We start from the raw sequence: 23329 nt of genomic DNA, 5'->3' as shown, positions 1-23329 counted from the left end.
ACGCGAAGCATAGCATTGCGCCGCGCCCGCGGGACCCTCCCGCCGGGCGCGGCGCGCGAAGTGTCACGGGCGGGCAACTCAGCCAAGCCAGTGCTGAACGGCCCAGGTGATCCCGTAGCCGCCGGCGATCAGCCACACGTACAGGATCAGGCCGGTCATCAGCGCCCGGGGGCCGGCTGCGCGGATCTGCGCGACGCGGGTTTCGATGCCGAGCGCGGTCATGGCCATCGTCAGCGCGAAGGTGTCGAGCACGTTCAGCGTGTGGGTGACGTCGGTGGGCAGCACGTTCAGCGAATTGACGATCACGAAACCGAGGAAACCGAGCGCGAACCAGGGCACGGCCACCTTGCGCTTGCCTTGCGCGCCGCCGGCGGTCGCACGTGCCGAGCGGGCCAGCCACCCGCCGAGCACCAGCAGCACCGGCACGAGCAGCATCACGCGGGTCATCTTGACGATCGTCGCGATGTGCGCGACCTGCGGGCTGATGTCGCTCGCCGCGCCGACCACCTGCGCGACCTCGTGGATCGTGCCGCCGAAGAACAGGCCGAGGCCAGCCGGATCGAGGTTCAGCAGCCCGGCGTGATACGCGATCGGGTACAGGAACATCGACAGCGTGCCGAACAGCACGACGCTGCCCACGGCCATCGCGCTCTGGTGCGGCTTCGACTGCAGCGTCGATTCGAACGCGAGCACGGCGGCCGCGCCGCAGATCGCGCTGCCGGCGGCGGTCAGCAGGGCCGAATCGCGGTCGAGCTTCATGATCTTGATGCCGGCCCAGGTGCCGATCACGAGCGTGCTGACGACGACCAGCACCGACACCGTCAGGCCCGGCAGCCCGACCTGCGCGATTTCCTGCAGGCTCACGCGCAACCCGAAGAACGCGACCGCGATGCGCAGCAGCTTGCGCGCGGAGAAATTGACGCCGGCCGCCCAGCTGGCCGGCATGCCGTCGCGCAGCGCGTTGCCGTACAACGCGCCTGCAACGATGCCGACGATCAGCGGCGACAGGCCGAGCCCCGCGATCGCGGGAAGCTGGGACAGGCTCGTGACGGCGGCGGCGAACAGCGCGACGAACAGCACGCCGTTCAACTGGCCGCGCATCGACGGCGCGGCGGGGCTGAGATGGGGACTCGGAGCAGTGGACATGGAAGCACCGTGATGGAGCGTGTGGCGATGGTGTAATCCTAATTTCGTTATATCGATATGGAAAATTGTGATTTGTGACGTAAACTATCCGGAAGGCCGATAATTTATCCCCATGACCCCGGATCAACTGATAACGTTCGCCGCCGTCGCCGAGCACCTGAACATCAGCCACGCCGCCGTGGCGCTGCATCTGTCGCAGCCGGCCGTGTCGGGCCAGTTGCGGCTGCTACAGGACGAATTCGGCGAGCCGCTGTACCAGCGCGACGGCCGCGGCATCCGCCTGACCCCCGTCGGCGAACAGCTCGCGCAGTATGCGAAGGCGCAGCGCGACACGTTTGCGCAGGCGCGTGCGTTTCGTGACGCGGTACGCGGCCTCGAGGCCGGCACGCTGCGCATCGGCGCGAGCACGACGCCCGCGAGTTACCTGCTGCCGTACCTGATCGCGGCGTTCCAGCCGCGCGCGCCGCGCGTGTCGATCCAGACGATGAGCGGCAACACGGCCGACGTGGTCGCGGCGCTGCCGTCGCTCGATATCGCGATGATCGAAGGGCCGCCCGGCGAGGCGCTGCCGCCGGGCACCGCGGTGCACGCGTGGCGAGAGGACGAGATCGTGGCGATCGTGCCGACCGGGCATCCGCTGGCGGCGCCCGAATACGCGTCGGGGGTCACGCTCGACGCGCTGGCGGCCCATCCGCTCGTGCTGCGCGAGGCAGGTTCCGCCGTGCGGCAGCTCGTCGAGCGCGCGTTCGCGCAAGGCGCGGCGCCGATGCGCGTCGCGTTCGAGATCGCGGGCGTCGAGGCCGTGAAGGAAGCCGTGCGGGCCGGGATGGGCGTCGGGTTCGTATCGGCGATGTCGCTGCGTCACGACGATGCCGCGCTCGCGATGCGATCGCTCGCGCCCGAGCCGCTCACGCGGCACTTCTCGATCCTCGTGCCGCATGGCGGCGCGCCGTCGCGGCTCGCCGCGCAGTTCCTCGCGATGAGCCTCGCGCAGACGCCCGCGTGACGGGCCGCGCGCGCCGTCAAGCGTGTGCGAGCACCAGCGCGGCGCCTTTCTCGCCGATCATCAGCGCCGGTCCCTGCGTGTGCCCGGACGTGATGCGCGGCATGATCGACACGTCGATGACCCGCAGCCCCTCGACCCCGCGCACGCGCAATTGCGGATCGACCACCGCGTCGTTGCCGGTGCCCATCCGGCACGTGCCGACCGGGTGGCTGAGCGAGCCCGCATTGTTCAGGATCCAGTTGCGGATCTCGGCGGGCGTGCGTACCGACGGCCCGGGCGTCTGCTCTTCGCCGCGCCAGGCCGACAGCCCCGGCGCGTTGCCGAGCGAGCGCATCAGCTCGAAGCCCTGCACGCATTGCTCGAAGTCGCCCGGCGCCGACAGGAAGTTCATGTCGATCAGCGGCGCGGTGGCCGGATCGGCCGAGCGCAGCGCGACGCGGCCCCGGCTCTGCAGCCGCATCATGTCGCCCGTGACCGAATAGAAACCGCGCAGCTCCTGCTCGGACTGGCCGCACGTATAGCGCCCGCGCATCATCTCGGCCGCATTGGCCGGCTGGCCGTCGGCATTCGCGTTCGCCCAGACGATCGCGTAGCCCTCGTTGACGGGCTGGTCGAGGATCGGCTGCCGCGACGTCCAGATGCCCTGGAAGATCAGCGCGTCCATCAGGTTCGCGCCGACGCCCGGCAGGTCCGCCTGCACGGGGATGCCGAGCCGCCGCAACTGCGCGGCGTCGCCGACGCCCGAGCGCATCAGGATCTGCGGCGAGTTGATGGCGCCGGCGCACAGCAGGATTTCCCGGTCGGCCGCCGCGCGCACGCGCGTGCCGCCACGGATGTAGAACACCGCGGCGGCGCGCCCCGTGCCGTTGAACTCGATCCGTTCGACGAGCGATTCGGCGGCCAGCGTCAGGTTCGACTGCCGCGCGAGCAGCGGCTCGACGTAGCGCTGGTAGCTCGTCACGCGCTGGAAGCGCGTGTCGATCGTCGAGCGCAGCGGCGACACGCCGGCCATCGGACGCCCGTCGTTGTAGTTCGGGTTGTAGCGGTGGCCGAGCTGCTCGCTCGCGCTGACGAACGCCTCGCCGAACGCGTTGCGCGTCGTGGTGGTCGGCTGCAGCATGCTTTCGACCTGCTCGAAGTGCGGCGCGACGTCCTGGTAGCGCCAGCCGGCGCAGCCGTACTGGCTCGCCCACTGGTCGAAGTCGGCGGGCGCGCCGCGCACGTAGACCATGTCGTTGTGCGCGGTGCAGCCGCCCGTCACCTTCGCGCGCCAGACGTCCATCACGCGGTCGTTCATGCGCGTCTGGGGCACGCTCTTGTAGCCCCAGTGAATCGCGTCGATGCGATACAGGCAGTTGATCTGGTTCGGGTCGCGGATCGGCGGGTAATGCGACGCGAGCGGTCCGGCCTCGAGCAGCAGCACCTTGATCGACGGGTTGGCGGCGAGTCGCGCGGCGACGATGCTGCCCGCCGAGCCGGAGCCGATGACGATGTAGTCGTAGTGTTCGTCCATGGGGTTCTCCTGGTGCGTGTGAGCCGGCGCGGTGCCGTCAGCCGCGCGGGTCGAGCAGCCGGCCGTACGGGCCGTGCAGCGCGAGCGTGGACTGCGCGCCGTAGAAGCCGGCGATGCCGCTCCACGCGCGGTGGTTCAGTTCGAGCAGGAACAGGATGCGGTGCATCGCGATCGCCTGGCGCGCGGGATCGATCGCGGCGATCCGCTCGAACATGTCGCGGGAGATGCTGTTGTGGTTCAGCGATTCGTTCAGCTCGTCGTGATCGCTGGATACGCTGTGGAACGCGTCGTTGTCCTTGACCGCGGCCATCAGGCGCAGCGACATCTTCGGCGGCTCGCCGAAGATGCCCTCGACGACCATGATCGCGGCGAACGACGACACCGGATCGGCATCGGCGAGCAGCGTGAGCGCGTCGACGAACGCGAAGTGCAGCGGCAGCGGCACGATCTGCGGGAGCAGGTGGCGCGCGACGCCGAGCGCCTCGCAGGTCGTGCTTTCGAGCGCCTCGTGGCCGTATTCCTCGCCGTAGTAGCGGAACATCATCGCGCGCAGCGGGATGCTGAGCCGCATGCTCAGCAGCGGCGCGATGATTTCGACGAAGCGCCGCGTCACGTGGTACTGCTCGATGAACGGGCCCGCGACGAGCGGCGAATAGCCGCCGTTCAGCGCATCGATCGCGCTCACGTACGGATTCGCGCCCCAGCGGTTCAGCGTTTCGCGCGTGATCAGTTCGGTCTGGCGCATGAACTCGAGCCCGCTCGACAGCGACACGGCCGGCAGGTCCGCGCACGGCAGCCGCTGCGCGTCGTCGCCGCTCGCGGCGACGAGGCTCGACGCGACGAGCCACAGATGCGACATCAGATCGTGCTCGTCGTACAGTCCGGCCGTGTCGAACCGCGGATCCTGCGCGGCGCTCGCGCGGGGCGCGCCGGAAAACACGTCGAGCATCAGGTCGACGGCTGCCAGCGTGAGCGGCGCCGCGCGGCGGAAGTATTCGAACTCGATGCGCAGCAGCGCGAGATGGAAGTTGGGTTCGACCTGCGCGTCGAACGGATCGTCGTGCGCGTCGAACAGCGTGCGCGCGGAGGCGGGCCGGTCGAGGTGCAGCCGCAGCGTCGCGGCGTCGCGCGCGATCGCATCGCGCCGCGCGGAGTCGAGCCCGGCCAGGCTCGCGGCGACCGTCTGCGCGATGCACGAGTCGATCCGCGCGGCCTGCGCGGCGAGCGCATCGGCGGCCGTATCGACGGCCTCGCCAATCAGCGAATGCGTGTCGAGAAACGTGCCGAGCGCGTGCCAGCCGGAGTCGGGTTCGCTGTCGAGCAGCGTCGACCACAGCGGCGACGCCGTGTCGGTCAGGCCGTGGAGCTGCGCCGCGATCTGGTCGGCGGCGTCGCTCGCGTCGAACGCCAGCCGGTATTCGTGGGCGCCCGCGCGCATGCTGACGAGCGCCGAGCCGGGCTCGTGGTGGATCGCGTCGATGACGAGGCGCGGCGACTGATAACGCTGAAATGTCCAGAGCTCCATGGCGGCCCTCAGTGGAAGATGCGCGGCAGCGGCGCGCTGTCGTCTGCGTAGTAGGCGAGGATGGTGTGTTCCTGGCGCACCAGCGTCTCGACCATCAGCGAGACGTTGCGTTTGGTGACGGTGCAGGCTTCGGGATCGATCGCGGTGTCGAGCGCCATCAACTGCCGCGAGATGTCCTCGTGCCGGTACGTGTCGTTCAGGTCCGCGTGTGCGCGCAGCGGCCGGTAGAACCCTTCGGGCAGGCCGAGTGCGACGCAGCGCGCGTCGAACGCGTCGATGAACGCGGGCTGCGCGCGCTCGAACAGGAACAGGCTCGCCTTGAACGACAGCGGATGCTGGCGCGCGTGCACGCCGAGCGCGGCCGCGAGCGAAAACGTCGCGGGCAGCGGCTGGTGCTGCTCGATCTCGGCATCGGCGAGCCCCGCGGCCTTCAGCGCCGCCGCGAGAAACCGGTCGTGGCCGAGCTCCGATTTCAGGAAGTCCTGCAGCAGCGTGCGCTCCGCGGTACTGGCGGCCCAGCCGAGCGCGGGGCCGATCAGCCCCGGCGCCGCGCGCACGATCCAGTAATACTCGAGGGCATAGCCGATCAGCTGGCGGCGTGTCGCGCGCTGTTCGACCAGCGCGCGCAGGAATGCCGAGCGCGCGCTGCGCGCGGCGGTGCGATCCGCGATCCGGCGGATGTCGCGGTACAGCTGCGCGCCGCTCGTCGCGACCGCGGCGCGGCGCGGATCCGATTCGATCAGCAGGCGCAGCGCGTTGAAATCGGCGAGCAGAGGCGGAATCTTGTCGGCGATGCGGCGCGAGCGCGTGGCCAGTTCCTCGGGCGTCAGGCCGCCCACGTGCAGGTCGCCGATCAGGCGTGCGACGTCGGTCGCCTCGTCCGGCGCGAAGCGGAACGTGCACTGCCGGACGCCGGCACACAGCACGGCGTTGGTATCCGTGAGCTGCGAGGTGACGATGCCGCGGAATTTCGGCATCGCAGGAGCTGCTAGCGAGCTGTCCATGGTGGTCGCCTCACAGGTCGGACACGCGCCGCAGCAGCGGCGCGTCGGAAGTGTAGTAATGCCAGACGGCCGTGTAGAAGTCGTCGTAGAGCTCGACGAACAGCCGCAGCTGGGCCTTCACGCGCGCGACGGTGGCGGCGTCGAGCACCGGGACGTCCTGGAAGATCGCGCGTGTCAGGCTGCCGTGCGCGGCGTTGAGGTTGATGTTCGCGTGTGTCTTGAGCGGGCCGACGAGCCCGTCGGGCAGTTGCGCGCGCTCGCACGCCTGGATGAAGCTGTCGTGCTGCATGCCCTGGCCTTCGAGCAGGCCGAGCGTCGTGAAGAAGAACAGCGGATCGCTGTGCGACCAGTACGCGAGCGCGTTGCACAGCCCCATCGTCTCGGGCAGCGGGATCGCATCGAGCATGTCGGCGCGGCTCAGCCCCGCGAAATTCAGTGCGCGCAGCAGGATCTCGTCGTGCCCGTACTCCTCGGAGAAGAAACGGTTGAGCGTCAGTCGCACCGGCGTGCTCGGCACGTAGGACAGCACGGGCGCATCGAAATAGCTTTCGCGGAACAGGAAGTGCCAGTTCTCGATCACCATGCCGATCGCGAGCCGTTCGGGCAGGTCGCCCGGCGAGCGCGTGTCGAGGCACGCGCGCCAGAACGGATTGCGGTAGAGCGTCTGCTCGCAGTACTGCTCGACGAGATCCTCGATCTCGAGGATCACTTCCGAGCCCGCGCGGCTCGCGACCGGCGCGTCGTCGTCGATCAGGCCGGCCTCGTCGAGCGTGCCGACCAGTTCGTCGAGCAGCGCGCGCGGCAGCTCGGGCTCGTCGCGCGCGATCTCGTCGAGATCGTGGCGGCCGTCGAACTGGTCAAGCGTGCGGGCCAGCGCGACGGCGGCATGCGGGCTGCCGGGCAGCGCGTCGACGTGCCGCAGCGCCACGGGCGCCACCAGCCGCGGGCGGGGCGCGGGCGATTCGATCCGTTCCATGATGAGGCTCCCGAAGTGGGCGCGCGGGGCGGGCGTGCGGCTCGCCCCGCAACTGGCTGAACCGGTGCGGCGGCGATTACAGGTGGATCGCGATCAGCGTCGGCGTGCCATCGGGCTTGTTGACGGTGACAAGGTAGTGCTTGCCGCCGAGCGTGCCCGTATTGATGTAGAGATCCACCTTGTGGCCGTCGAACACGTTCTTGCCCGGTTCGGCGTTTTTCACTTCATGAACCGTTGCCTGCTGAGTATTTGCCATATCGATCACCGTTTGAAAAATGAAAGGGCATCCAGCCTGATTCGAATAATCGGGCTGGAGAATTTGCAGCGAAATCCGGAACGAAATGAGAATGTCTGGTTTATTTCCTTTCATCCGTTGTGCGGATGATTAATTGGTCGATATTCATCCGCACATGGTCATGAATGCGGCCCGTGCCGAAAGCGGCAAGCCGTCCGCCTGTTTCGCGATCGCGACCTTGAGATCCGCGCCGCCGACGATCAGCGCGTGGCGATCGGCGCCGGCGCGCGGGTCGACGGTCTGCAACGCGTCGACCTCCTTGACGGCGACCTTGGTGCCTCGCGGCACGATGACAGTAAGCGGTTCACTCATAGCAACCTCCGACGATGAGAACGGGCGCAAGCGCCCAGCCGCCATTAGCGCGGCACGCAGCCATGCCGCGGCCAAGGCGGCACCGGAGCGGCGGCATCTCCGATCTTCAAATATGGTGGAATGATTCGCTGGAATGGAGCCCCGTTTTATCTTCTTGTAAAAGTGAAAGTTATTTTAAGCATCTGCGGATTTCTTGAATTACCGGAATCCTGGAGATAATCTAGTACAACGTTTGCGCGATTCAAGATCGATTTAATGGCATGTGCGATTATTTTCCCTGAATCAGCACATGCGTCGATCGTTTCGAAAAATGCATCGACGGGTGGTCGAGCGAACCAGGAGACCAAGACATGGGCGAGACGACGGAAACCGGCGCGCGGCCGAGGCTGCGGCATTGCACGCTCGTCGCGCTGGCCGGCGAGCGGCTGGCAATGATCGTGGGCGACGAGCGCTTCGAGCTCGAGCAGGTGCAGGGCACGCGCGACGCGTTCCTGCGCATGAAGCGCTACCTGGACGGGCGGCACACGCTCGAGGACATCGCGCAGCGCTCGGACGTGTCGTTCGGCAGCGTGCGGACGATCGTCGGGCAACTGGACGAACTCGGCCTGCTGCGCCGCGAACGGCCGGCCGCCACGATCGCCGCGGCGGACTTTCTCGAGCGGGTCGAGCGCAGTGCCCGAATGTGGCGCGCGCAGATCGGCTATCACCGGCTGTTCGGCATGCTCGAGCGGGGCGAGGCCGGCCGCGACCTGATCGCCGGGCTGCTGCTCGAGACCTACCACTTCGTGCGGCTCGCGCCGCGTCACGTCGGCGCGGCGATCGCGCACTGCCGCGACCAGGCGACGGCCGAGCTGCTGTGCGGCTACCTGGCCGACGAGTACGCGCATCACGGGCTGATCGCCGCATCGGTCGAGAAGCTCGGCATCCCGCGCGAGCAGATCCGCGACGCGCATCCCGTGATCGGTACGCTGTCGCTCGTGAACATGCTGTGCGAGGTCGGCCGCGCGTCGTCGCTCGGTTACCTGTGCTGCCTGAAGCTGATCGAGGCGAGCCCGGAGGACGAGGCCGGCGCGCGCGGCGCGTGGGGCGAGATCGCGCGCGCCGCCGGGCTCGACGCGGACGTGTTCGACGGCCTGATGCGCCATATGCGCATCGACGTCGGCGCGGGCCATGCGGGCCTGCTGGAGCAGGCGCTCGCGCGCACGCCCGACGTGTCGGCCGACGCCGCGCACGTCGCGATCAATCACATGCACGACGTGAAGCACGCGTTCGATCAGTTCCATGACCAGGTGATCCAGTACTACACCGACATGTCGAACTACGTGCCGCGGCTGAAGGTCGACTTCTTCTCGCTATGAGCGGGGCCGACGCGACAGGGCGGGGCGCGGGCGAACGGTTCGTCGACCTCGACTTCAATGCGCGCACACCCGTCGCGCCGGAAGTGATCGATGCGATGGCGCCGTACTGGCGCGGCGTGTACGGCAACCCGTCGGCGTCGCACCGGCAGGGGCGGCTCGCGCGCGATGCGCTCGACGGCGCGCGGGCGGCCGTCGCGGCACGCGTCGGCGTCACGCCCGAATGGATCGTGTTCACGAGCGGCGCGACCGAAGCGAACAACCTCGCGCTTGCCGGCTTCGCGTGGTCGGACAACGCGCGCGCCGGGCCTTCGCCATGACTACACCGGCCCGGCGGATCATCGTGCGCGCGGTCGAGTATCCGTCGATCCAGTCCGCGGCGGCCACGCAGCGTGATGGCGCCGGCCGTCCCGCGATGAACAGGCCCTAGGGATTTCCACTATGGTGCGGACCCGGCCCGAGGCGCACCATCCGTCTCAAATGAATGGAACCGGTTCCATTCCGGAAATAGAAGGGCAATATGGCAGACATCGTGATCGTGGCGAGCGCATTCGGGATGGACCGGGTGCGACAGGAGGGCCACCGTGCATTCGTCGCGACCGCGGCGGCATCCGGTGCGACCGGTTTCGAGGTGCGGCGCGAACTGTTCGCGTCGGAAGACGACACTGCGCCCGGCGCGCTGGCCGCGCTTGGCGCGCAACTGGCCAGCCACGGGTTGTGGTCGGTCTATTCGACGCCGGCCAACCTGTACACGGAAGCGGGCGCGCTCGATGCGGACGCATTGGGCGGCGCGCTCGCGGAAGCCGACGCGCTCGGCGCGCGCTTCGTGAAATTCCAGCTCGGCGGCTTCGCCGGCGACGCGCACGCGGCCGAGATCGTCGCGCTGTCGCGCGGCGCGCGGGCCCGCGTGGTGGTCGAGAACGGTCAGCTTCCGGCCGGCGGCGCGCTCGCGCAGTTCCGCGGGCTGTTCGACGCACTGGCCGCGGCGGGCATGCCCGATGCGCTCGGGATGACGTTCGACATCGGCAACTGGCAGTGGCCGGGCGAAGCGCCGCTTGATTGCGCGCAAGTGCTCGCGCCGCATGTGGAATACATTCACTGCAAGGCAGTCGCGGGCGAGGGCGCGCGCCGTTTCGCCACCGCGCCGGCCCCGAACGACCCGCTCGTGACCGGCGTGCTCGCGGTGCTGCCGCAACACGCGCCGCGCGGCATCGAGTTCCCGTTCGACGCGGCCGACCTGGCGGGCGATGCATGCCGGCGCGTTGCGTGGCTCGCCACGGCGTGACGGCGGAAGGATCCTGGAGAGTACATTCATGAAAGCAGCACTCGATGTCGTGACCTACGGCGAAGCGATGGCGATGTTCGTCGCGACCGAGCCCGGCCATCTCGCGCACGCGACGCAGTTCACGAAGCGGGTCGCGGGCGCCGACCTGAACGTCGCGATCGGCCTGTCGCGGCTCGGCTTCCGGGTCGGCTGGATGAGCCGTGTCGGCCGCGATTCGTTCGGCGGCTACGTGCTCGACACGCTGGCGCGCGAGGGCATCGACGCGTCGTGCGTGAGCGTCGATCCGCGTTACCCGACCGGTTTCCAGCTCAAGTCGCGCAACGACGACGGCAGCGACCCGACCGTCGAATATTTCCGCAAGGGCTCGGCCGCGAGCCACCTGTCGTGCGACGACTACGTGGCCGACTACGTGCTCGGCGCGCGCCACCTGCACCTGACGGGCGTCGCGCCGGCGATCTCCGCGACGTCGTGCGAGCTCGCGTTCAAGCTCGCGCGCGAAATGCGCGCGGCCGGCAAGACGATCTCGTTCGACCCGAACCTGCGCCCGACGCTGTGGCCGTCCGCCGACGTGATGGCGAAGACGCTGAACGCGCTCGCGTCGCTCGCGGACTGGGTGTTGCCGGGCATCGCCGAAGGGCGGCAACTGACCGGGCACGACACGCCGGCCGACATCGCGGGCTTCTATCTTGCACAGGGCGCGCGCGGTGTCGTGATCAAGCTCGGTGCGGAAGGCGCGTACTACCGGATGGCCGACGGCCGTGACGGAACCGTGGCGGGCGTGCGCGTGCAGAACGTCGTCGATACGGTCGGCGCCGGCGACGGCTTCGCGGTCGGCGTGGTCAGCGCGCTGCTGGAGGGCAGGACGGTCGAGCAGGCGGTGGCGCGCGGCAACCGGATCGGTGCGCTCGCGATCCAGGTGATCGGCGACTCGGAAGGGTTGCCGACCCGCGCCGCGCTCGATCGATTCGAAAACGTCAGCAATCGCACCGATCGCTTAGAGGAAAGCTTCACCGCGCAATGAGAGGCCGGACACGGCACAATCCGCGGACTCATTTCGTCGTGCAGGCGCACGGCAAGGTACGGGGCCGGAGTAAGCGCTAAAGCGTTTGTTCTGGTCGACTGCGAAGCGTGGGGCCGGAATAAGCGCAAAAGCGCTAACTTCGGCCGACCGCGAAGCATGGGATCCACGTAAGCACTAAAGCGCTAACGTGGATCGACCGCGAAGCATGGGATCCACGTAAGCGCTAAAGCGCTAACGTGGATCGACACAGGAGACATTCTGATGGCCAACACACTCGCTGCCCGCCGCTGGTGGACGATCATGCCGATCGTCTTCATCACGTACAGCCTCGCCTACCTCGACCGCGCGAACTACGGCTTCGCGGCCGCGGCCGGCATCAACCAGGACCTCGGGATCAGCAAGGGCCTGTCGTCGCTGATCGGCGCGCTGTTCTTCCTCGGCTATTTCTTCTTCCAGATTCCCGGCGCGATCTATGCGGAACGCCGCAGCGTGAAGAAGCTCGTGTTCGTCAGCCTGATCCTGTGGGGCGCGTGCGCGGCGCTCACGGGCGTGGTCAGCAACATCCCGTCGCTGATGGCGATCCGCTTCGTGCTCGGCGTCGTCGAGGCGGCCGTGATGCCGGCGATGCTGATCTACATCAGCAACTGGTTCACGAAGAACGAACGCTCGCGCGCGAACACGTTCCTGATCCTCGGCAACCCGGTCACCGTGCTGTGGATGTCGATCGTGTCGGGCTATCTCGTGCACGAATTTGGCTGGCGCCACATGTTCATCGCCGAAGGCGTGCCGGCCGTGCTCTGGGCCGTGTGCTGGTGGTTCCTCGTGCAGGACAAGCCGGCCGATTCGCCGTGGCTCAACGCGCAGGAAAAGCGCGACCTCGACGCCGCGCTCGCGGCCGAGCAGGCAACGATCAAGCCCGTGCGCAACTATGGCGAAGCGTTCCGCTCGCCGGCCGTGATCAAGCTGTGCGCACAGTATTTCTGCTGGAGCATCGGCGTGTACGGCTTCGTGCTGTGGCTGCCGTCGATCGTCAAGAACGGCTCCGACCTCGGGATGGTCGCGACCGGCTGGTTGTCGGCGCTGCCGTACCTCGCCGCGACGATCGCGATGATTGCCGCGTCGTGGGCGTCCGACAAGGTCGGCTCCCGCCGCGGTTTCGTGTGGCCGTTCCTGCTGATCGGCGCGGCTGCGTTCGCCGCATCGTACGCACTCGGCTCGTCGCACTTCTGGATCTCGTATGCGCTGCTGGTCGTGGCCGGCGCCGCGATGTACGCGCCGTACGGCCCGTTCTTCGCGATCGTGCCGGAACTGCTGCCGAAGAACGTCGCCGGCGGCGCGATGGCGCTGATCAACAGCATGGGCGCGCTCGGTTCGTTCGTCGGCTCGTACTTCGTCGGCTACCTGAACGGGGCGACCGGCTCGCCCGTCGCGTCGTACGCGTTCATGAGCGCCGCGCTCGTCGCCGCGGTGATCCTCACGCTGTCCGTCAAACCCCAGGCGCGCGATACGCATCCGCTCGCGACGCCGCTGCAAGGAAAATGAATCCGATGAAGCCCCGTATCGTCGCGTACAAGCCGCTGCCCGATGACGTCCTCGCGTACCTGCGCGAGCATGCGGACGTCGTGCCGGCCGACGGCGCCGCCGCCCTCGCCGATGCGCTCCGCGACGCGGACGGCGCGATCGGCGCGAGCCTGAAGGTCACGCCGCAGATGCTCGACCGCGCACCGCGGCTGAAAGCGTGGTCGACGATCTCGGTGGGCTACGACAACTTCGACGTCGCGGATCTCACGCGGCGCGGGATCGTGCTCGCGCATACGCCGGACGTGCTGACCGAATCGACCGCCGATACGGTGTTCTCGCTGATCCTCGCGTCCGCGCGACGCGTGGTCGAGCTGGCCGAGTGGGTGAAGGCCGGCCACTGGCATCGCAGCATCGGCCCCGACCTGTACGGCACCGACGTGCAGGGCAAGACGCTCGGCATCGTCGGACTCGGGCGGATCGGCGGCGCGGTCGCGCGCCGCGCGGCGCTCGGCTTCCGGATGCAGGTGCTGTACGCGAACCGCTCCGCGCATGCGCAAGCCGAGTCACAGTACGGCGCGCGGCGCGTCACGCTCGACGAACTGCTCGCGCAAGCGGATTTCGTGTGCCTGCAGGTGCCGCTGTCGCCGGAAACACACCACCTGATCGGTGCGGCCGAATTCGCGAAGATGAAGCGCGGTGCGATCCTGATCAACGCGTCGCGCGGGCCGGTAGTCGACGAAGCAGCGCTGATCGATGCGCTGCGCGCGGGCACGATCCGCGGCGCGGGGCTCGACGTGTTCGAGAAGGAGCCGCTGGCGGCGGATTCGCCGTTGTTGCAGATGAAGAACGTCGTCGCGCTGCCGCATATCGGCTCGGCGACGCACGAGACGCGCCACGCGATGGCGCGCTGCGCCGCGGAAAACCTGGTCGGCGCGCTGGCCGGCACGCTGCGCACGAATCTCGTCAATCCGGACGCGCGCGCACGCGCTTGAGCCGCGGCGGTAGCGGGGCGACCCCGGCCGACCCCCGGCCGGCGGGGCGCCGGCTTCGTTAGAGTCGATGGTCTTGGTGCCGGAGGGCTGGCTGCGTTATGATCCCCGCGCGTCGTATCGACGCGCCCGGCAATGCTGCCGGCGGCGTTTCGCGACGGGTATCCGCGCCAGATCCGGTGCGGCCGACTGCTGTTGCAGGTGACTGGGGCGGATGCCGACGCGCCGGCGCTGATCATCGCGAAGCAGGGGGGGCGGCGTAAGCGCTGAAGGGCTAACGCTGACCGACCGCGAAGCATGGGGTCAGCGTAAGCGCTAAAGCGCCAACGCTGACCGACAGGGAGATTCCACCGGGTGGCTTACGTTTCCAACAACAAAGGTCCGTCTGCTCACGAAGCGGCGCGGATCGTACGTCGCGAGGCACGACAGTGACCGATTCGCAACCAACCACGACGCGTCCGGCGACGATCAGCGATGTCGCGCGCGAGGCCGGCACGGGCAAGACCAGTGTGTCGCGCTACCTGAACGGCGAGACGCATGTGCTGTCCACCGATCTGCGCCAGCGGATCGAAGCGGCGATCGCGCGGCTCAACTACCGGCCGAACCAGATGGCGCGCGGGCTCAAGCGCGGCCGCAACCGCCTGCTCGGCATGCTCGCGGCCGACCTGACCAATCCCTATACCGTCGAAGTGCTCCAGGGCGTTGAGGCCGCGTGCCACGCGCTCGGCTACATGCCGCTGATCTGCCACGCGGCAAACGAAGTCGAGATGGAGCGCCGTTTCCTGCAGCTGCTCACGACCTACCGCGTCGAAGGGCTGATCGTCAACGCGCTCGGCGCCGACGAGGACGTGCTGCGCCCGCTGCGCGGCGCCGGCATCCCGGCCGTGCTCGTCGACCGCACGGTCGAAGGCTTCGAGGCCGACCTGATCGGCCTCGACAACGCCGACGCGATCGAGACGGCACTCGCGCACCTGGTCGAACACGGCTTCGACGCGATCCATTTCGTCGTGCAGCCGTTCGAGCGCGTCAGCTCGCGGCGCCTGCGCGAGGCCGCGTTCCGCACGGCACTGGCGGCGCGCGGGCTGACGGTGCCGTCGACGGTCGTGCTCGATCTGGACGCGCCCGACGCGGTCACGGCGGCGCTGGCCGACATCGATGCCCGCATCGACGACGCGGCACGGCGTGGCGTGCGCGCGGTGCTGTTCGCCGCGAACGCGCCGGTCGCACTCGCGATCGCGCGCCACCTGCGCGCGCGTTTCGGCACCGCATGGCAGCAGCGGGCGGCGTTGCTGTCGATCGACGATCCGGAATGGGCCGAGCTGATCGGGATCACGACAATCCGCCAGCCGACCTACGAAATCGGCTACAAGGCCGTCGAATTCGTGCACGAGCGGATCGACGGCGCGGCGGGCGACGTACGCGTCTCGCTGTTGCCGGGCGAGCTGGTTGCGCGCGCGTCGACCGCAAGCTGAGTATCATTCGGGGCACGCAGCGCGTCAGGTGCGCTGCCCCGAACAAGGAAATACATGACTGTCGCTCCCGTCACGCTGGCGGTGCTGATCGCCGCCACGCTGATCATCGCGCTCCTGCCGCTCGTCCTCTACCGACTCCTGCGCAAGCCGCTGGCGCTGAACCGCCGCGACACGATCGTCGGCGTGGCCGTCTTCACGCTGTTCGCGATGATCCTCGAACGCGCGTTCCACGGGCTCGTGCTGAGCCAGACGCCGCCGGATGGCTGGCTCACGCAGCCGCTCGCGTTCGTCGCGTACAGCGCGCTCGCGACCGCCGTGTTCGAGGAAGCCGGCCGCTATCTCGGGATGCGTTTCCTGAATCGCCGCTACGGCCCGTCGTCGGCCGGCGACAGCCGCGGAATCGGCTACGGGATCGGTCACGGTGGCGCCGAAGCATGGTTCGTCGGCGTACTCGTGTGGGGCCAGTGGTCGTATCTCGCGTGGCTCGCGAGCCGCGGCCAGCTCGAGACGCAGCTCGCCGACCTGCCGGGCGATACCGTCGTGCGCCTGCACGTGATGCTCGCGACGCTGTCGGCGCAGTCGATGCTGCTGTTGCTGCTCGAACGATGCACGGCATTCGTGCTGCAGCTCGCGCTGTCGGTGCTGGTCTGGCGTGGCGTGCGCGCCGGCCGCGGGGGCGTGTTGCCGCTCGCGATCGTGCTGCACGCGCTCGCGGCCGCGCCGGCGTTGCTGTACCAGGTGCGCGTGCTGCCGGCCGCCGGGGTCGAGGCCGCGTATTTCGTGCTCGCCGCGATCCTGGTCGTCGTGCTGGTGAAGGCATGCCGGCCGTCGCAATCGGCAGCCTGACGGGAGAGACGGGATGGATGACTATCTGATCGAATGCCAGAGCGCGGAATTCGACGCGCTCGCACGCGTGATCTGCGATCTCTTTCCGGAGCAGACGCGTTTCGCCGAAAGCAGCGACGCACGCGGGCGGTTCCTGTCCGTGCAGTGGCTCGCGATGCGTTTCGGCTCGGCGCCGAAGCGGATGACGCTCGATATCCGCTTCGTGCCGGCCGCGCTCGCGCGCTACCTGGCGCTCAAGCCGATGCAACGGGCGCGCAGCCATGCGGTGCTGCATGCGTATACGGAAGCGATGCTCGGGTCGCTCGAGGAGCGTCACGCGGCCGGCGAGGCCGTGGAGCGCGACGCGGAACTCGTACTCGACGAAGACTTTGCGTGACCGTTCGCGCCGGCGCCATGCCGGCGCGCTGCATTACGCGTCGCGGTAGACCTGCGCGAAGCGCTGCGCCTGCACGACACCGTAGTCGCCGGGCGCGTACTGCATCACCCAGTCGCCGGCGACGCCACGCAGCGTGTCGCCGTTTTCCGAGCGGGCGATCGTGAACGGCTCGTCCATCCGGCGCGCGAGCACGACGGCCGGCCGGTTCCGGTAGGCGCCCGGTGCGCCGTGTGCGAGTGCCGGATCGGCGGGCAGGTATTTGGCGTCGAAGCGCGCACGCGACACGACCCAGCGGTCGCCGGTCGAGCCCGTGATCAGCGCGTCGCCCGCCGCATAGCGGTTCGGGCCTTCGAGGCTCATCAGTTCGCCGTCGGCCTCCGCGAAGGCAACGGCGACGGTTTCGTCCTTGACGACGCGACGGGCCTGCGGATCGGTACGCAGGTCGAGGTGCTTGAGTTCGAGCATGGCGGGAAAGGGCGGGAAAGCGGTAAAAGCCGGGAGCTTATCCCGAATCCGGCGCGTCGTGTGACGCGCCGGTCGCCTGGAGGGGCGCTGCGCCGTTCGGCCCGGACGGGCGGTACGGCGCCGGCAGGGCGGGCGTCAGGGCTGCGCGGGTGCGCTGGCGGCCGGCGCGGCTGCCGCCTTGCCATCCGTGCCCTTCGTCTTGCCCTTGCCGCGGTGCTCGCTGCCGTGGTGCAGCCAGCTGCGGAACGTCGTGTCGGCCAGCGCCTTCTGGTCGGCCGGGAAGCTCTCGTAGAGCGGCGCGAAGGCGTCGGCGAGCTTCTTCGCGCCGTCGGCGTTCGCCTGCGACAGTTCCGCGTACTGCTTCATGTCGTCGAGTGCGGAGACGTCGTGCTTCGCCATCCGCTCGCGATAGAGGCGGCCCATCGTGTCGCCGTTATCGCGCATCGTGTCCGCGAACGCCTTCCACTGGGGTTCCTGCGCCGACGTGATCTTCAGCTGGTCGTGCAGGTATTTGATGCGCTGCTCGACGCGCGCTTCGTGGCGCGCCGCGCGCTGCTCGGCGCTCGGGGCCGACGCCGCGGCCGTCGTTGCGGGGGCCTGGGCGGGCGCTTGCGGCTGCGCCGGGGTTTGCGCGAACGCGCTGGCTGCAACGGCGAGCGTAGCGAGGGTGAGCGAGATTTTCTTCATGGTTGGCTCTCCGGGTGGTGTCTTGCGAGCGGGCGCGGCGGCGAGTGCCGCAAGCGCGCTTCTCGCGTCGCCAGCTATTAGTAGCACGTTGAATGCGGTGCAGCAGCGAATGCGACACTTGCTTACATCCGATACGAATCGAAATTGAAAGGATCCGGCCGGATCGTGGCGGCGCCGTTTGGGCGGGCCGGCGTTCGGCGCTATCATCGCGTCACCTTCCACTCAGCCGGCGCGTCGTGCCCCGGCCCAGCCTCATGCGTCCACCCCGCCTCGACCAACTCGACGATCTCGACCGGCAACTCGTCGCGCTGCTGCAGGCCGATGCGCGTGCCAGCGTCGCGGATCTCGCGCGCCAGCTCGACGTCGCGCGCACGACGGTCGTCGCCCGCATCGCGCGGCTCGAACGCACCAACGTGATCGCCGGCTACAGCGTCCGGCTCGGGCAGGACGTGCTCGATGCAAGCATTTACGCGTACGTCGGCATCATCCTCACGCCGAAGTTCGGCAAGGACGTGTTGCGCAAGCTCGACCGGATGCCCGAGGTGCAACTGCTGTGCGCGGTGAGCGGCGAGTACGACTACGTCGCGTGGCTGCGCGCCGATTCGCCCGAACGGCTCAACGACCTGCTCGACCAGATCGGCACGCTCGAAGGCGTCGAACGCACGACGACGTCGATCATCCTGTCGCGCAAGATCGATCGCGGGACCATCGGCGGCTGACGCTCATGCGCGGCCTGCGTCGCGTCGTGCGTGTTGCGCCGGGGTATCGGCCCGGCTGTCGGGCTGCGCCGCGCCAGGCGGCCGCACGAGCGGAATCCGCACCGAGATGCGCAAACCGCGCGCTTCCGTTTCATCCGCATAGGCGAGCGTAATGTCGGCACCCATCCGGTCCGCGACGATCTTCACGATCGACAGGCCGAGCCCGGAGCCGATCTGCGCGTTGCCGGGCACCCGGTAGAACGGGTCGAACACACGTTCGCGTTCGTGCGGCGCGATGCCCGGCCCGGTGTCGGCGATCGTCACGCACACGTGCGTGTCCGTGCGTTGCGTCGACAGGTCCACGCGTCCGCCCGGCGGCGTGTAGCGGATGGCGTTGTCGACCAGGTTCATCACGAGCGACACGAGTTCGAGCTCGTCGACGGGCACGTGCGCGTCCGGGCCGTCCTCGATGCCGATGTCGAGGGTTTTCGCGTCGGCGAGCGGCATCAGGTCTTCCAGCACGCGTCGATAGATCGCATGGACGGACACGTCACCGGGCGGCGGGGCCGGCGCGCTTTGCGCCCGCGCGAGCGCGAGCAGCTGCCCGATCAGGTGGCGGCTGCGGTCGAGCCCGCCGCGCAGCGCGGCGAGCCGTGCGCGCGCATCGTCCGGCAGGTCGGCCTCGGCGAGGCGCTCGGCCTGCAGCGACATCGCCGTGAGCGGCGAGCGCAGTTCGTGCGCGGCATCGGCGACGAAGCGGCGCTGCGCGGCGACCGACTGCGCGACGCGCGCCAGCATCCGGTTGATCGCGACGACGAACGGCCGCACCTCGACCGGCACGCGCTCGGCCGGCACCGGGCGCAGGTCGTGCTCGTCGCGGGCGTCGATGCCGGCGGACAGCGCGGCCACCGGGCGGAACAGCTTGCGCACGAGATCGGCGACGAGCAGCAGCAGGATCGGGACGAGGATCAGCAGCGGCAATGCGGTGCGCCACGCGCTTTCGCGTGCGACATCGTCGCGCATGCCGGCTTCCTGCGCGACCGCGATGCGCTCGCCGTTCGCGAAGGTTCGAACCATCACGCGATACGTGCTGCCGCCGGCATCGACCGTATGCAGCCCGTCGGCGAGCGTCGGCGCCAGCGCGAGCCGCGGCGTGCCGTCGCTGCCCGGCTGCGGTTGCGGTGCACTGCCGAGCGGCTGCACGAACACGCGCGACAGCTCGTCGCTTTCGCGCGCGGGCCCGGTGCCGTCGGCATGGAGCGACGACGCGTGCTCGCGGTCGAGCAGCGTCGCGACCTCGCGCAGCACGTCGTCCTGCAGTTCGTGCGCTTCGTCGAACGCCGATGAAAACGCGAACGCGGCCGCGGCCGTCGCGACGACCAGGATCGCGGCCGACAGCGCGACCGACAGCCGGAAGCCGATCGACTCGCTCAGGCGCTTCTTGAAACCATCCATCCCGCACCCCTGACGTTCTTGATCACGGTGCTGCCGAGCTTGCGGCGCAGCGAATGGATCAGGAATTCGACCGCATTGCTTTCGACTTCCTCGCCCCAGCCGTACAGGCGATCCTCGAGCTCGCGCCGCGACAGGATCGCGCCCGGGCGCACCAGCAGCGCGCGCAGCAGCGCGAACTCGCGATTCGACAGCGGCACCGGCGCGTGCCCGTCGACGGCGGCCTCGCGCGTCGCCGGGTCGAGCGACACGATCCCGTTGCTCAACAGCGGCGCGGCCGAACCGGCCCGGCGCCGGATCGCGACGCGAATTCGCGCGAGCAGCTCGGCCATCTCGAACGGCTTCACGATGTAGTCGTCGGCGCCGCCGTCGAGGCCGGCCAGCCGATCGTCGAGCCCGTCGCGGGCGGTGACGATCAGCAGCGGCGCGCTTGCGTCCTTCGCGCGGATGGCGGCCAGCACGTCGAGCCCGTCGCGGCCGGGCAGGCCGAGATCGAGCAGGACCAGGTCGTAGGGCTGCGCGGCGAACGCGGTCAATGCGCGCACGCCGTCGGTGACCCAGTCGGTGGCGTACGACGCGTCCTTCAGCGCGGCATGGACGGCCTCGCCGATCATCGGGTCGTCTTCGACGAGCAGTATTCGCATGCGTGTTCTCCGTGCGGCGCAAACGCCGCCAGCGTATGCGATTCCCGCACGGGCGTCACGTGCGGCGGCGCGCGGCGATCCTTATTTGCCGCTGAACCGGTCGAGCGTCGCGAGCAGGTTCTTCATCGCGGCGGCCGAATCGGCCTGGGTTGGATGATCGGCGCGCAGCGCGGAGAGTGCGCGGTCGATCTCCTGATCGACCATGTGCCAGTCGGCGGCGGCGCGCGGCTTGAGGCCGGCTTCGGCCGAGTCCCACGCGATCTCGAGATCCTTGATGCGCGTTTTCGCGCCGGGCAGGTCGCCCTTGGCGACGAGCGTGTTCACGTCGACGGCGATCGTGCGGAACTGCGACAGGTCGCCAAGCTTCGATGCGTGGGCTGCCGCGGGCGATGCGGCGGCGGAGGCCGGCGCCGACGTCGCTGCGTTCGCGTCCTGCTGCTTCGAGCAGCCGGCGGCGGCGCTCAGCAGGGCAATCGTGGCAACGGCAACGGCGAGACGGGAAACGGGATGGGGGATGCGCATGGCGTGTCCTCGATTCGATGAATGGAAAGCGCGGAAAGGAAAGGGCGTCATTCGGCGGTGCCGGCCTGCGTGCGCGGGCCGCTGCCGAACTGCGCGACGGCGACGAGCAGCACGATCACGGTCAGGAACAGCAGGCTCGTCCAGGCGGCGCCGAAGCCGAGCCCGCCGTAGGTGCGGGCCTGCGTGAGCAGGTCGCCGAGCGATGCGCCGAACGGGCGCGTCAGGATGTACGCGATCCAGAACGCCAGTACCGCATTGGCGCCGAGCCGCCACATCACGAACACGGCCGCGATCAGGCCGCCGAAGCACAGCGCGCCGAGCGTGAAGCCGAGCCCGAGCGCCTCGGTCGCGAGATCGCCTGCGGCGGTGCCCAGCGCGAACGTGCAAAGGATCGCCGACCAGTAGAACAGCTCGCGCCGCGGCGTGACGATCGTGTCGATCGACAGCGTGCCTTCGACGCGATGCCACACGAAGAAGATCGCGGCGAGCGCGACGGCAAACGCGGCGGTGCTCGCATAGAGGCTGACGTTCAGGCCGTCGGTGAGCAGGTCGGTGATCTGCGTGCCGACGATGCTGACCAGCACCACCGTGAGCCAGTAGATCCACGGCACGTAGCGGCGCGTGCGCAACTGCAGCCACAGCGCGATCGCGAGCAGCGACGCCATCGCGACGCGCGTGACGGTCTGGCCGAGCCCCGCGTTGACCGCGAGAAAGTCCGCGCCGGTCTCGCCGACGGTGGTCGACATGATCTTGATGATCCAGAACGACAGCGCGACGTCGGGCACCTTGTTCAGCCAGTGCGGCGTGCGATGAGCGGGCAGGGATTGCATGCGATGCCTCCTTGGAAGTCGGGTGGTCGGCATGCAGTCTGAAACGGAAGACTTAGGCCAGCCATAGCGGGGCTGGCGGCGGGAAAAAACGTCATTTCGACGTTTAGACGAAATGTGTCGTCGAAACGTCGAAATTATCGGTCGATTCGCATCATTCTTCGCCTTGGAACTGATTTTGAGCGTCCTTACACTGTGTTCATGGCTCAACGCCGTTCACAACACCAACCCATCATCAGGAGATAAGCGCATGAAAATCGCCATCGTCGGCGCAGGTCTGATCGGCCACACCATTGCTCACATGCTGCGTGAAACGGGCGACTACGAAGTCGTCGCGTTCGACCGTGACGCGGATGCGCTTGCGAAGCTGTCGCGCGAAGGCATCGCGACGCAACGGGTCGATTCGGCCGATGCAAACGCGATTCGCGAAGCCGTGAAGGGCTTCGATGCGCTCGTCAACGCGCTGCCGTACTACCTCGCGGTCAACGTGGCCGCCGCCGCGAAGGCTGCCGGCGTTCACTACTTCGACCTGACCGAAGACGTGCGCGCAACCCACGCGATCCGCGAACTGGCCGAAGGCTCCGACCGTGCGTTCATGCCGCAGTGCGGCCTCGCACCGGGCTTCATCGGTCTCGCCGCACACGAGCTGGTGAACGGCTTCAGCGAAGTGCGCGACGTGAAGATGCGCGTCGGCGCGCTGCCCGAGTATCCGACCAACGCGCTGAAGTACAACCTGACGTGGAGCGTCGACGGCCTGATCAACGAATACTGCCAGCCGTGCGAAGCGATCCGCGACGGCCGCAAGCAGTGGGTGCAGCCGCTCGAAGGCCTCGAGCACTTCTCGCTCGACGGCACCGAATACGAAGCGTTCAACACGTCGGGCGGCCTCGGCACGCTGTGCGAGACGCTGTCGGGCAAGGTCGAGACGCTCGACTACAAGTCGGTGCGCTATCCGGGCCACCGCGATCTCGTGCAGTTCCTGCTGGAAGACCTGCGCCTGTCGACCGACCGCGACACGCTGAAGTCGATCATGCGCCGCGCGGTGCCGTCGACGAAGCAGGACGTCGTGCTCGTGTTCATCACGGTGACGGGCGTGAAGGACGGCCAGCTGGTGCAGGACGTGTTCACGCGCAAGATCTTCGCGAAGGACGTGTGCGGGATGCACATGAGCGCGATCCAGATCACGACGGCCGGCGCGATGTGCGCGGTGCTGGATCTGTTCCGCGAAAAGAAGCTGCCGCAGAGCGGTTTCATCCCGCAGGAAAAGGTGTCGCTGAAGGCGTTCCTGTCGAACCGCTTCGGCAAGCTGTACGAAGGCGGCACGATGGAGCGCGTGCACGAAGTGGCCTGACCACCCGTCAGCCTCTGGCACGAGGGCCGTACGACGCCGGG

At 68.6% G+C, this 23329-nt stretch carries 25 protein-coding genes; 12 read left to right on the top strand and 13 right to left on the bottom strand.

Going from position 1 to position 23329, the window contains the following annotated elements:
• Positions 1-78 precede the first annotated feature (78 nt).
• Positions 79-1146 carry a YeiH family protein gene (locus tag LGM56_RS30905; RefSeq protein ID WP_226207658.1) on the bottom strand — a complete coding sequence of 356 codons (1068 nt, stop codon included), beginning with the start codon at positions 1144-1146 and terminating at the stop codon, positions 79-81.
• A gap of 112 nt (positions 1147-1258) precedes the next feature.
• Between LGM56_RS30905 and LGM56_RS30900 the strand changes: the two genes are divergently transcribed.
• Positions 1259-2152 (top strand): LysR family transcriptional regulator, encoded by an 894-nt coding sequence (locus LGM56_RS30900; RefSeq protein WP_226207657.1) that lies wholly within the window; start codon positions 1259-1261, stop codon positions 2150-2152.
• 16 nt (positions 2153-2168) lie between these two features.
• Here LGM56_RS30900 and LGM56_RS30895 read toward each other — a convergent pair whose 3' ends face one another.
• From LGM56_RS30895 to LGM56_RS30870, 6 genes are all read right to left on the bottom strand, one after another.
• On the bottom strand, positions 2169-3665 hold the full coding sequence (locus tag LGM56_RS30895; protein ID WP_226207656.1) for a GMC family oxidoreductase: 1497 nt from the start codon (positions 3663-3665) through the stop codon (positions 2169-2171).
• A 37-nt stretch (positions 3666-3702) separates the two neighbouring features.
• Complete coding sequence (locus LGM56_RS30890; RefSeq protein ID WP_226207655.1) at positions 3703-5190, bottom strand: hypothetical protein; 1488 nt, start codon at positions 5188-5190, stop codon at positions 3703-3705.
• 8 nt (positions 5191-5198) lie between these two features.
• Positions 5199-6167 (bottom strand): hypothetical protein, encoded by a 969-nt coding sequence (locus tag LGM56_RS30885; protein WP_226207654.1) that lies wholly within the window; start codon positions 6165-6167, stop codon positions 5199-5201.
• A 37-nt stretch (positions 6168-6204) separates the two neighbouring features.
• Positions 6205-7170 (bottom strand): iron-containing redox enzyme family protein, encoded by a 966-nt coding sequence (locus LGM56_RS30880; RefSeq protein WP_226207653.1) that lies wholly within the window; start codon positions 7168-7170, stop codon positions 6205-6207.
• A gap of 76 nt (positions 7171-7246) precedes the next feature.
• Positions 7247-7426 carry a hypothetical protein gene (locus LGM56_RS30875; protein WP_089494932.1) on the bottom strand — a complete coding sequence of 60 codons (180 nt, stop codon included), beginning with the start codon at positions 7424-7426 and terminating at the stop codon, positions 7247-7249.
• 144 nt (positions 7427-7570) lie between these two features.
• Positions 7571-7777: a hypothetical protein gene (locus LGM56_RS30870; RefSeq protein WP_226207652.1), complete on the bottom strand. Its 207-nt coding sequence runs from the start codon at positions 7775-7777 to the stop codon at positions 7571-7573.
• Between the two features lie 350 nt (positions 7778-8127).
• Here LGM56_RS30870 and LGM56_RS30865 point away from each other — a divergent pair, with 350 nt between their 5' ends.
• From LGM56_RS30865 to LGM56_RS30825, 9 genes are all read left to right on the top strand, one after another.
• The gene (locus LGM56_RS30865) at positions 8128-9135 is read left to right on the top strand and encodes an iron-containing redox enzyme family protein (RefSeq protein WP_124583423.1); all 1008 of its coding nucleotides are present in this window, start codon (positions 8128-8130) and stop codon (positions 9133-9135) included.
• Positions 9132-9452 carry an aminotransferase class V-fold PLP-dependent enzyme gene (locus tag LGM56_RS30860; protein ID WP_089494930.1) on the top strand — a complete coding sequence of 107 codons (321 nt, stop codon included), beginning with the start codon at positions 9132-9134 and terminating at the stop codon, positions 9450-9452. The genes LGM56_RS30865 and LGM56_RS30860 overlap by 4 nt, the downstream gene beginning before the upstream one ends.
• A gap of 200 nt (positions 9453-9652) precedes the next feature.
• A complete protein-coding gene (locus tag LGM56_RS30855; RefSeq protein WP_226207651.1) occupies positions 9653-10417 on the top strand; it encodes a sugar phosphate isomerase/epimerase in 765 nt (254 codons plus the stop codon).
• A gap of 28 nt (positions 10418-10445) precedes the next feature.
• Complete coding sequence (locus tag LGM56_RS30850; RefSeq protein WP_226207650.1) at positions 10446-11438, top strand: sugar kinase; 993 nt, start codon at positions 10446-10448, stop codon at positions 11436-11438.
• Between the two features lie 261 nt (positions 11439-11699).
• Positions 11700-12980: an MFS transporter gene (locus tag LGM56_RS30845; RefSeq protein WP_089494927.1), complete on the top strand. Its 1281-nt coding sequence runs from the start codon at positions 11700-11702 to the stop codon at positions 12978-12980.
• A gap of 5 nt (positions 12981-12985) precedes the next feature.
• Positions 12986-13951 (top strand): NAD(P)-dependent oxidoreductase, encoded by a 966-nt coding sequence (locus LGM56_RS30840; RefSeq protein WP_089495296.1) that lies wholly within the window; start codon positions 12986-12988, stop codon positions 13949-13951.
• Between the two features lie 425 nt (positions 13952-14376).
• A complete protein-coding gene (locus LGM56_RS30835) occupies positions 14377-15420 on the top strand; it encodes a LacI family DNA-binding transcriptional regulator (RefSeq protein ID WP_226207649.1) in 1044 nt (347 codons plus the stop codon).
• Positions 15421-15474: 54 nt separating this feature from the next.
• Complete coding sequence (locus tag LGM56_RS30830) at positions 15475-16266, top strand: YhfC family intramembrane metalloprotease (RefSeq protein WP_226207648.1); 792 nt, start codon at positions 15475-15477, stop codon at positions 16264-16266.
• A gap of 13 nt (positions 16267-16279) precedes the next feature.
• On the top strand, positions 16280-16642 hold the full coding sequence (locus LGM56_RS30825; protein ID WP_226207647.1) for a DUF3022 domain-containing protein: 363 nt from the start codon (positions 16280-16282) through the stop codon (positions 16640-16642).
• A 33-nt stretch (positions 16643-16675) separates the two neighbouring features.
• Here the strand turns inward: LGM56_RS30825 and LGM56_RS30820 are convergent, their stop codons facing one another.
• Complete coding sequence (locus LGM56_RS30820; RefSeq protein WP_089494924.1) at positions 16676-17107, bottom strand: PGDYG domain-containing protein; 432 nt, start codon at positions 17105-17107, stop codon at positions 16676-16678.
• Positions 17108-17242: 135 nt separating this feature from the next.
• The gene (locus tag LGM56_RS30815; RefSeq protein ID WP_089494923.1) at positions 17243-17794 is read right to left on the bottom strand and encodes a Spy/CpxP family protein refolding chaperone; all 552 of its coding nucleotides are present in this window, start codon (positions 17792-17794) and stop codon (positions 17243-17245) included.
• A 254-nt stretch (positions 17795-18048) separates the two neighbouring features.
• On the opposite strand from LGM56_RS30815, the gene LGM56_RS30810 reads away from it, so the two are divergent.
• Positions 18049-18513: an Lrp/AsnC family transcriptional regulator gene (locus LGM56_RS30810; RefSeq protein WP_006481526.1), complete on the top strand. Its 465-nt coding sequence runs from the start codon at positions 18049-18051 to the stop codon at positions 18511-18513.
• A 3-nt stretch (positions 18514-18516) separates the two neighbouring features.
• Here the strand turns inward: LGM56_RS30810 and LGM56_RS30805 are convergent, their stop codons facing one another.
• The 4 genes from LGM56_RS30805 to LGM56_RS30790 all read right to left on the bottom strand — a co-directional run bounded on the left by LGM56_RS30805 (position 18517) and on the right by LGM56_RS30790 (position 21940).
• Positions 18517-19947, bottom strand: coding sequence for a sensor histidine kinase (locus tag LGM56_RS30805; protein WP_226207646.1), 1431 nt, complete (start codon positions 19945-19947; stop codon positions 18517-18519).
• Positions 19923-20588 carry a response regulator transcription factor gene (locus LGM56_RS30800; RefSeq protein WP_089440160.1) on the bottom strand — a complete coding sequence of 222 codons (666 nt, stop codon included), beginning with the start codon at positions 20586-20588 and terminating at the stop codon, positions 19923-19925. Before LGM56_RS30800 ends, LGM56_RS30805 begins: the two co-directional genes overlap by 25 nt.
• Positions 20589-20669: 81 nt before the next feature.
• Positions 20670-21110 (bottom strand): hypothetical protein, encoded by a 441-nt coding sequence (locus LGM56_RS30795; RefSeq protein WP_089494921.1) that lies wholly within the window; start codon positions 21108-21110, stop codon positions 20670-20672.
• Positions 21111-21157: 47 nt separating this feature from the next.
• Positions 21158-21940 carry a hypothetical protein gene (locus LGM56_RS30790; protein ID WP_226207645.1) on the bottom strand — a complete coding sequence of 261 codons (783 nt, stop codon included), beginning with the start codon at positions 21938-21940 and terminating at the stop codon, positions 21158-21160.
• Between the two features lie 247 nt (positions 21941-22187).
• Here LGM56_RS30790 and LGM56_RS30785 point away from each other — a divergent pair, with 247 nt between their 5' ends.
• Positions 22188-23288 carry a saccharopine dehydrogenase family protein gene (locus LGM56_RS30785; RefSeq protein ID WP_039357959.1) on the top strand — a complete coding sequence of 367 codons (1101 nt, stop codon included), beginning with the start codon at positions 22188-22190 and terminating at the stop codon, positions 23286-23288.
• Positions 23289-23329: the final 41 nt, after the last annotated feature.

This window comes from Burkholderia sp. AU38729 (assembly GCF_020419725.1).
Taxonomy (GTDB): domain Bacteria; phylum Pseudomonadota; class Gammaproteobacteria; order Burkholderiales; family Burkholderiaceae; genus Burkholderia.
Note: the sequence above shows the minus strand (reverse complement) of the source record. Positions and strands in the feature narration are given on the sequence as shown.

Coding starts and splice junctions, on each gene's coding strand:
- LGM56_RS30860 (WP_089494930.1), top strand. CDS start 9,132: ATGAGCGGGGCCGACGCGACAGGGCGGGGCGCGGGCGAACGGTTCGTC.
- LGM56_RS30830 (WP_226207648.1), top strand. CDS start 15,475: ATGACTGTCGCTCCCGTCACGCTGGCGGTGCTGATCGCCGCCACGCTG.
- LGM56_RS30855 (WP_226207651.1), top strand. CDS start 9,653: ATGGCAGACATCGTGATCGTGGCGAGCGCATTCGGGATGGACCGGGTG.
- LGM56_RS30870 (WP_226207652.1), bottom strand. CDS start 7,777: ATGAGTGAACCGCTTACTGTCATCGTGCCGCGAGGCACCAAGGTCGCC.
- LGM56_RS30875 (WP_089494932.1), bottom strand. CDS start 7,426: ATGGCAAATACTCAGCAGGCAACGGTTCATGAAGTGAAAAACGCCGAA.
- LGM56_RS30785 (WP_039357959.1), top strand. CDS start 22,188: ATGAAAATCGCCATCGTCGGCGCAGGTCTGATCGGCCACACCATTGCT.
- LGM56_RS30820 (WP_089494924.1), bottom strand. CDS start 17,107: ATGCTCGAACTCAAGCACCTCGACCTGCGTACCGATCCGCAGGCCCGT.
- LGM56_RS30895 (WP_226207656.1), bottom strand. CDS start 3,665: ATGGACGAACACTACGACTACATCGTCATCGGCTCCGGCTCGGCGGGC.
- LGM56_RS30815 (WP_089494923.1), bottom strand. CDS start 17,794: ATGAAGAAAATCTCGCTCACCCTCGCTACGCTCGCCGTTGCAGCCAGC.
- LGM56_RS30885 (WP_226207654.1), bottom strand. CDS start 6,167: ATGCCGAAATTCCGCGGCATCGTCACCTCGCAGCTCACGGATACCAAC.
- LGM56_RS30865 (WP_124583423.1), top strand. CDS start 8,128: ATGGGCGAGACGACGGAAACCGGCGCGCGGCCGAGGCTGCGGCATTGC.
- LGM56_RS30850 (WP_226207650.1), top strand. CDS start 10,446: ATGAAAGCAGCACTCGATGTCGTGACCTACGGCGAAGCGATGGCGATG.
- LGM56_RS30800 (WP_089440160.1), bottom strand. CDS start 20,588: ATGCGAATACTGCTCGTCGAAGACGACCCGATGATCGGCGAGGCCGTC.
- LGM56_RS30790 (WP_226207645.1), bottom strand. CDS start 21,940: ATGCAATCCCTGCCCGCTCATCGCACGCCGCACTGGCTGAACAAGGTG.
- LGM56_RS30840 (WP_089495296.1), top strand. CDS start 12,986: ATGAAGCCCCGTATCGTCGCGTACAAGCCGCTGCCCGATGACGTCCTC.
- LGM56_RS30900 (WP_226207657.1), top strand. CDS start 1,259: ATGACCCCGGATCAACTGATAACGTTCGCCGCCGTCGCCGAGCACCTG.
- LGM56_RS30890 (WP_226207655.1), bottom strand. CDS start 5,190: ATGGAGCTCTGGACATTTCAGCGTTATCAGTCGCCGCGCCTCGTCATC.
- LGM56_RS30905 (WP_226207658.1), bottom strand. CDS start 1,146: ATGTCCACTGCTCCGAGTCCCCATCTCAGCCCCGCCGCGCCGTCGATG.
- LGM56_RS30880 (WP_226207653.1), bottom strand. CDS start 7,170: ATGGAACGGATCGAATCGCCCGCGCCCCGCCCGCGGCTGGTGGCGCCC.
- LGM56_RS30825 (WP_226207647.1), top strand. CDS start 16,280: ATGGATGACTATCTGATCGAATGCCAGAGCGCGGAATTCGACGCGCTC.
- LGM56_RS30805 (WP_226207646.1), bottom strand. CDS start 19,947: ATGGATGGTTTCAAGAAGCGCCTGAGCGAGTCGATCGGCTTCCGGCTG.
- LGM56_RS30795 (WP_089494921.1), bottom strand. CDS start 21,110: ATGCGCATCCCCCATCCCGTTTCCCGTCTCGCCGTTGCCGTTGCCACG.
- LGM56_RS30810 (WP_006481526.1), top strand. CDS start 18,049: ATGCGTCCACCCCGCCTCGACCAACTCGACGATCTCGACCGGCAACTC.
- LGM56_RS30845 (WP_089494927.1), top strand. CDS start 11,700: ATGGCCAACACACTCGCTGCCCGCCGCTGGTGGACGATCATGCCGATC.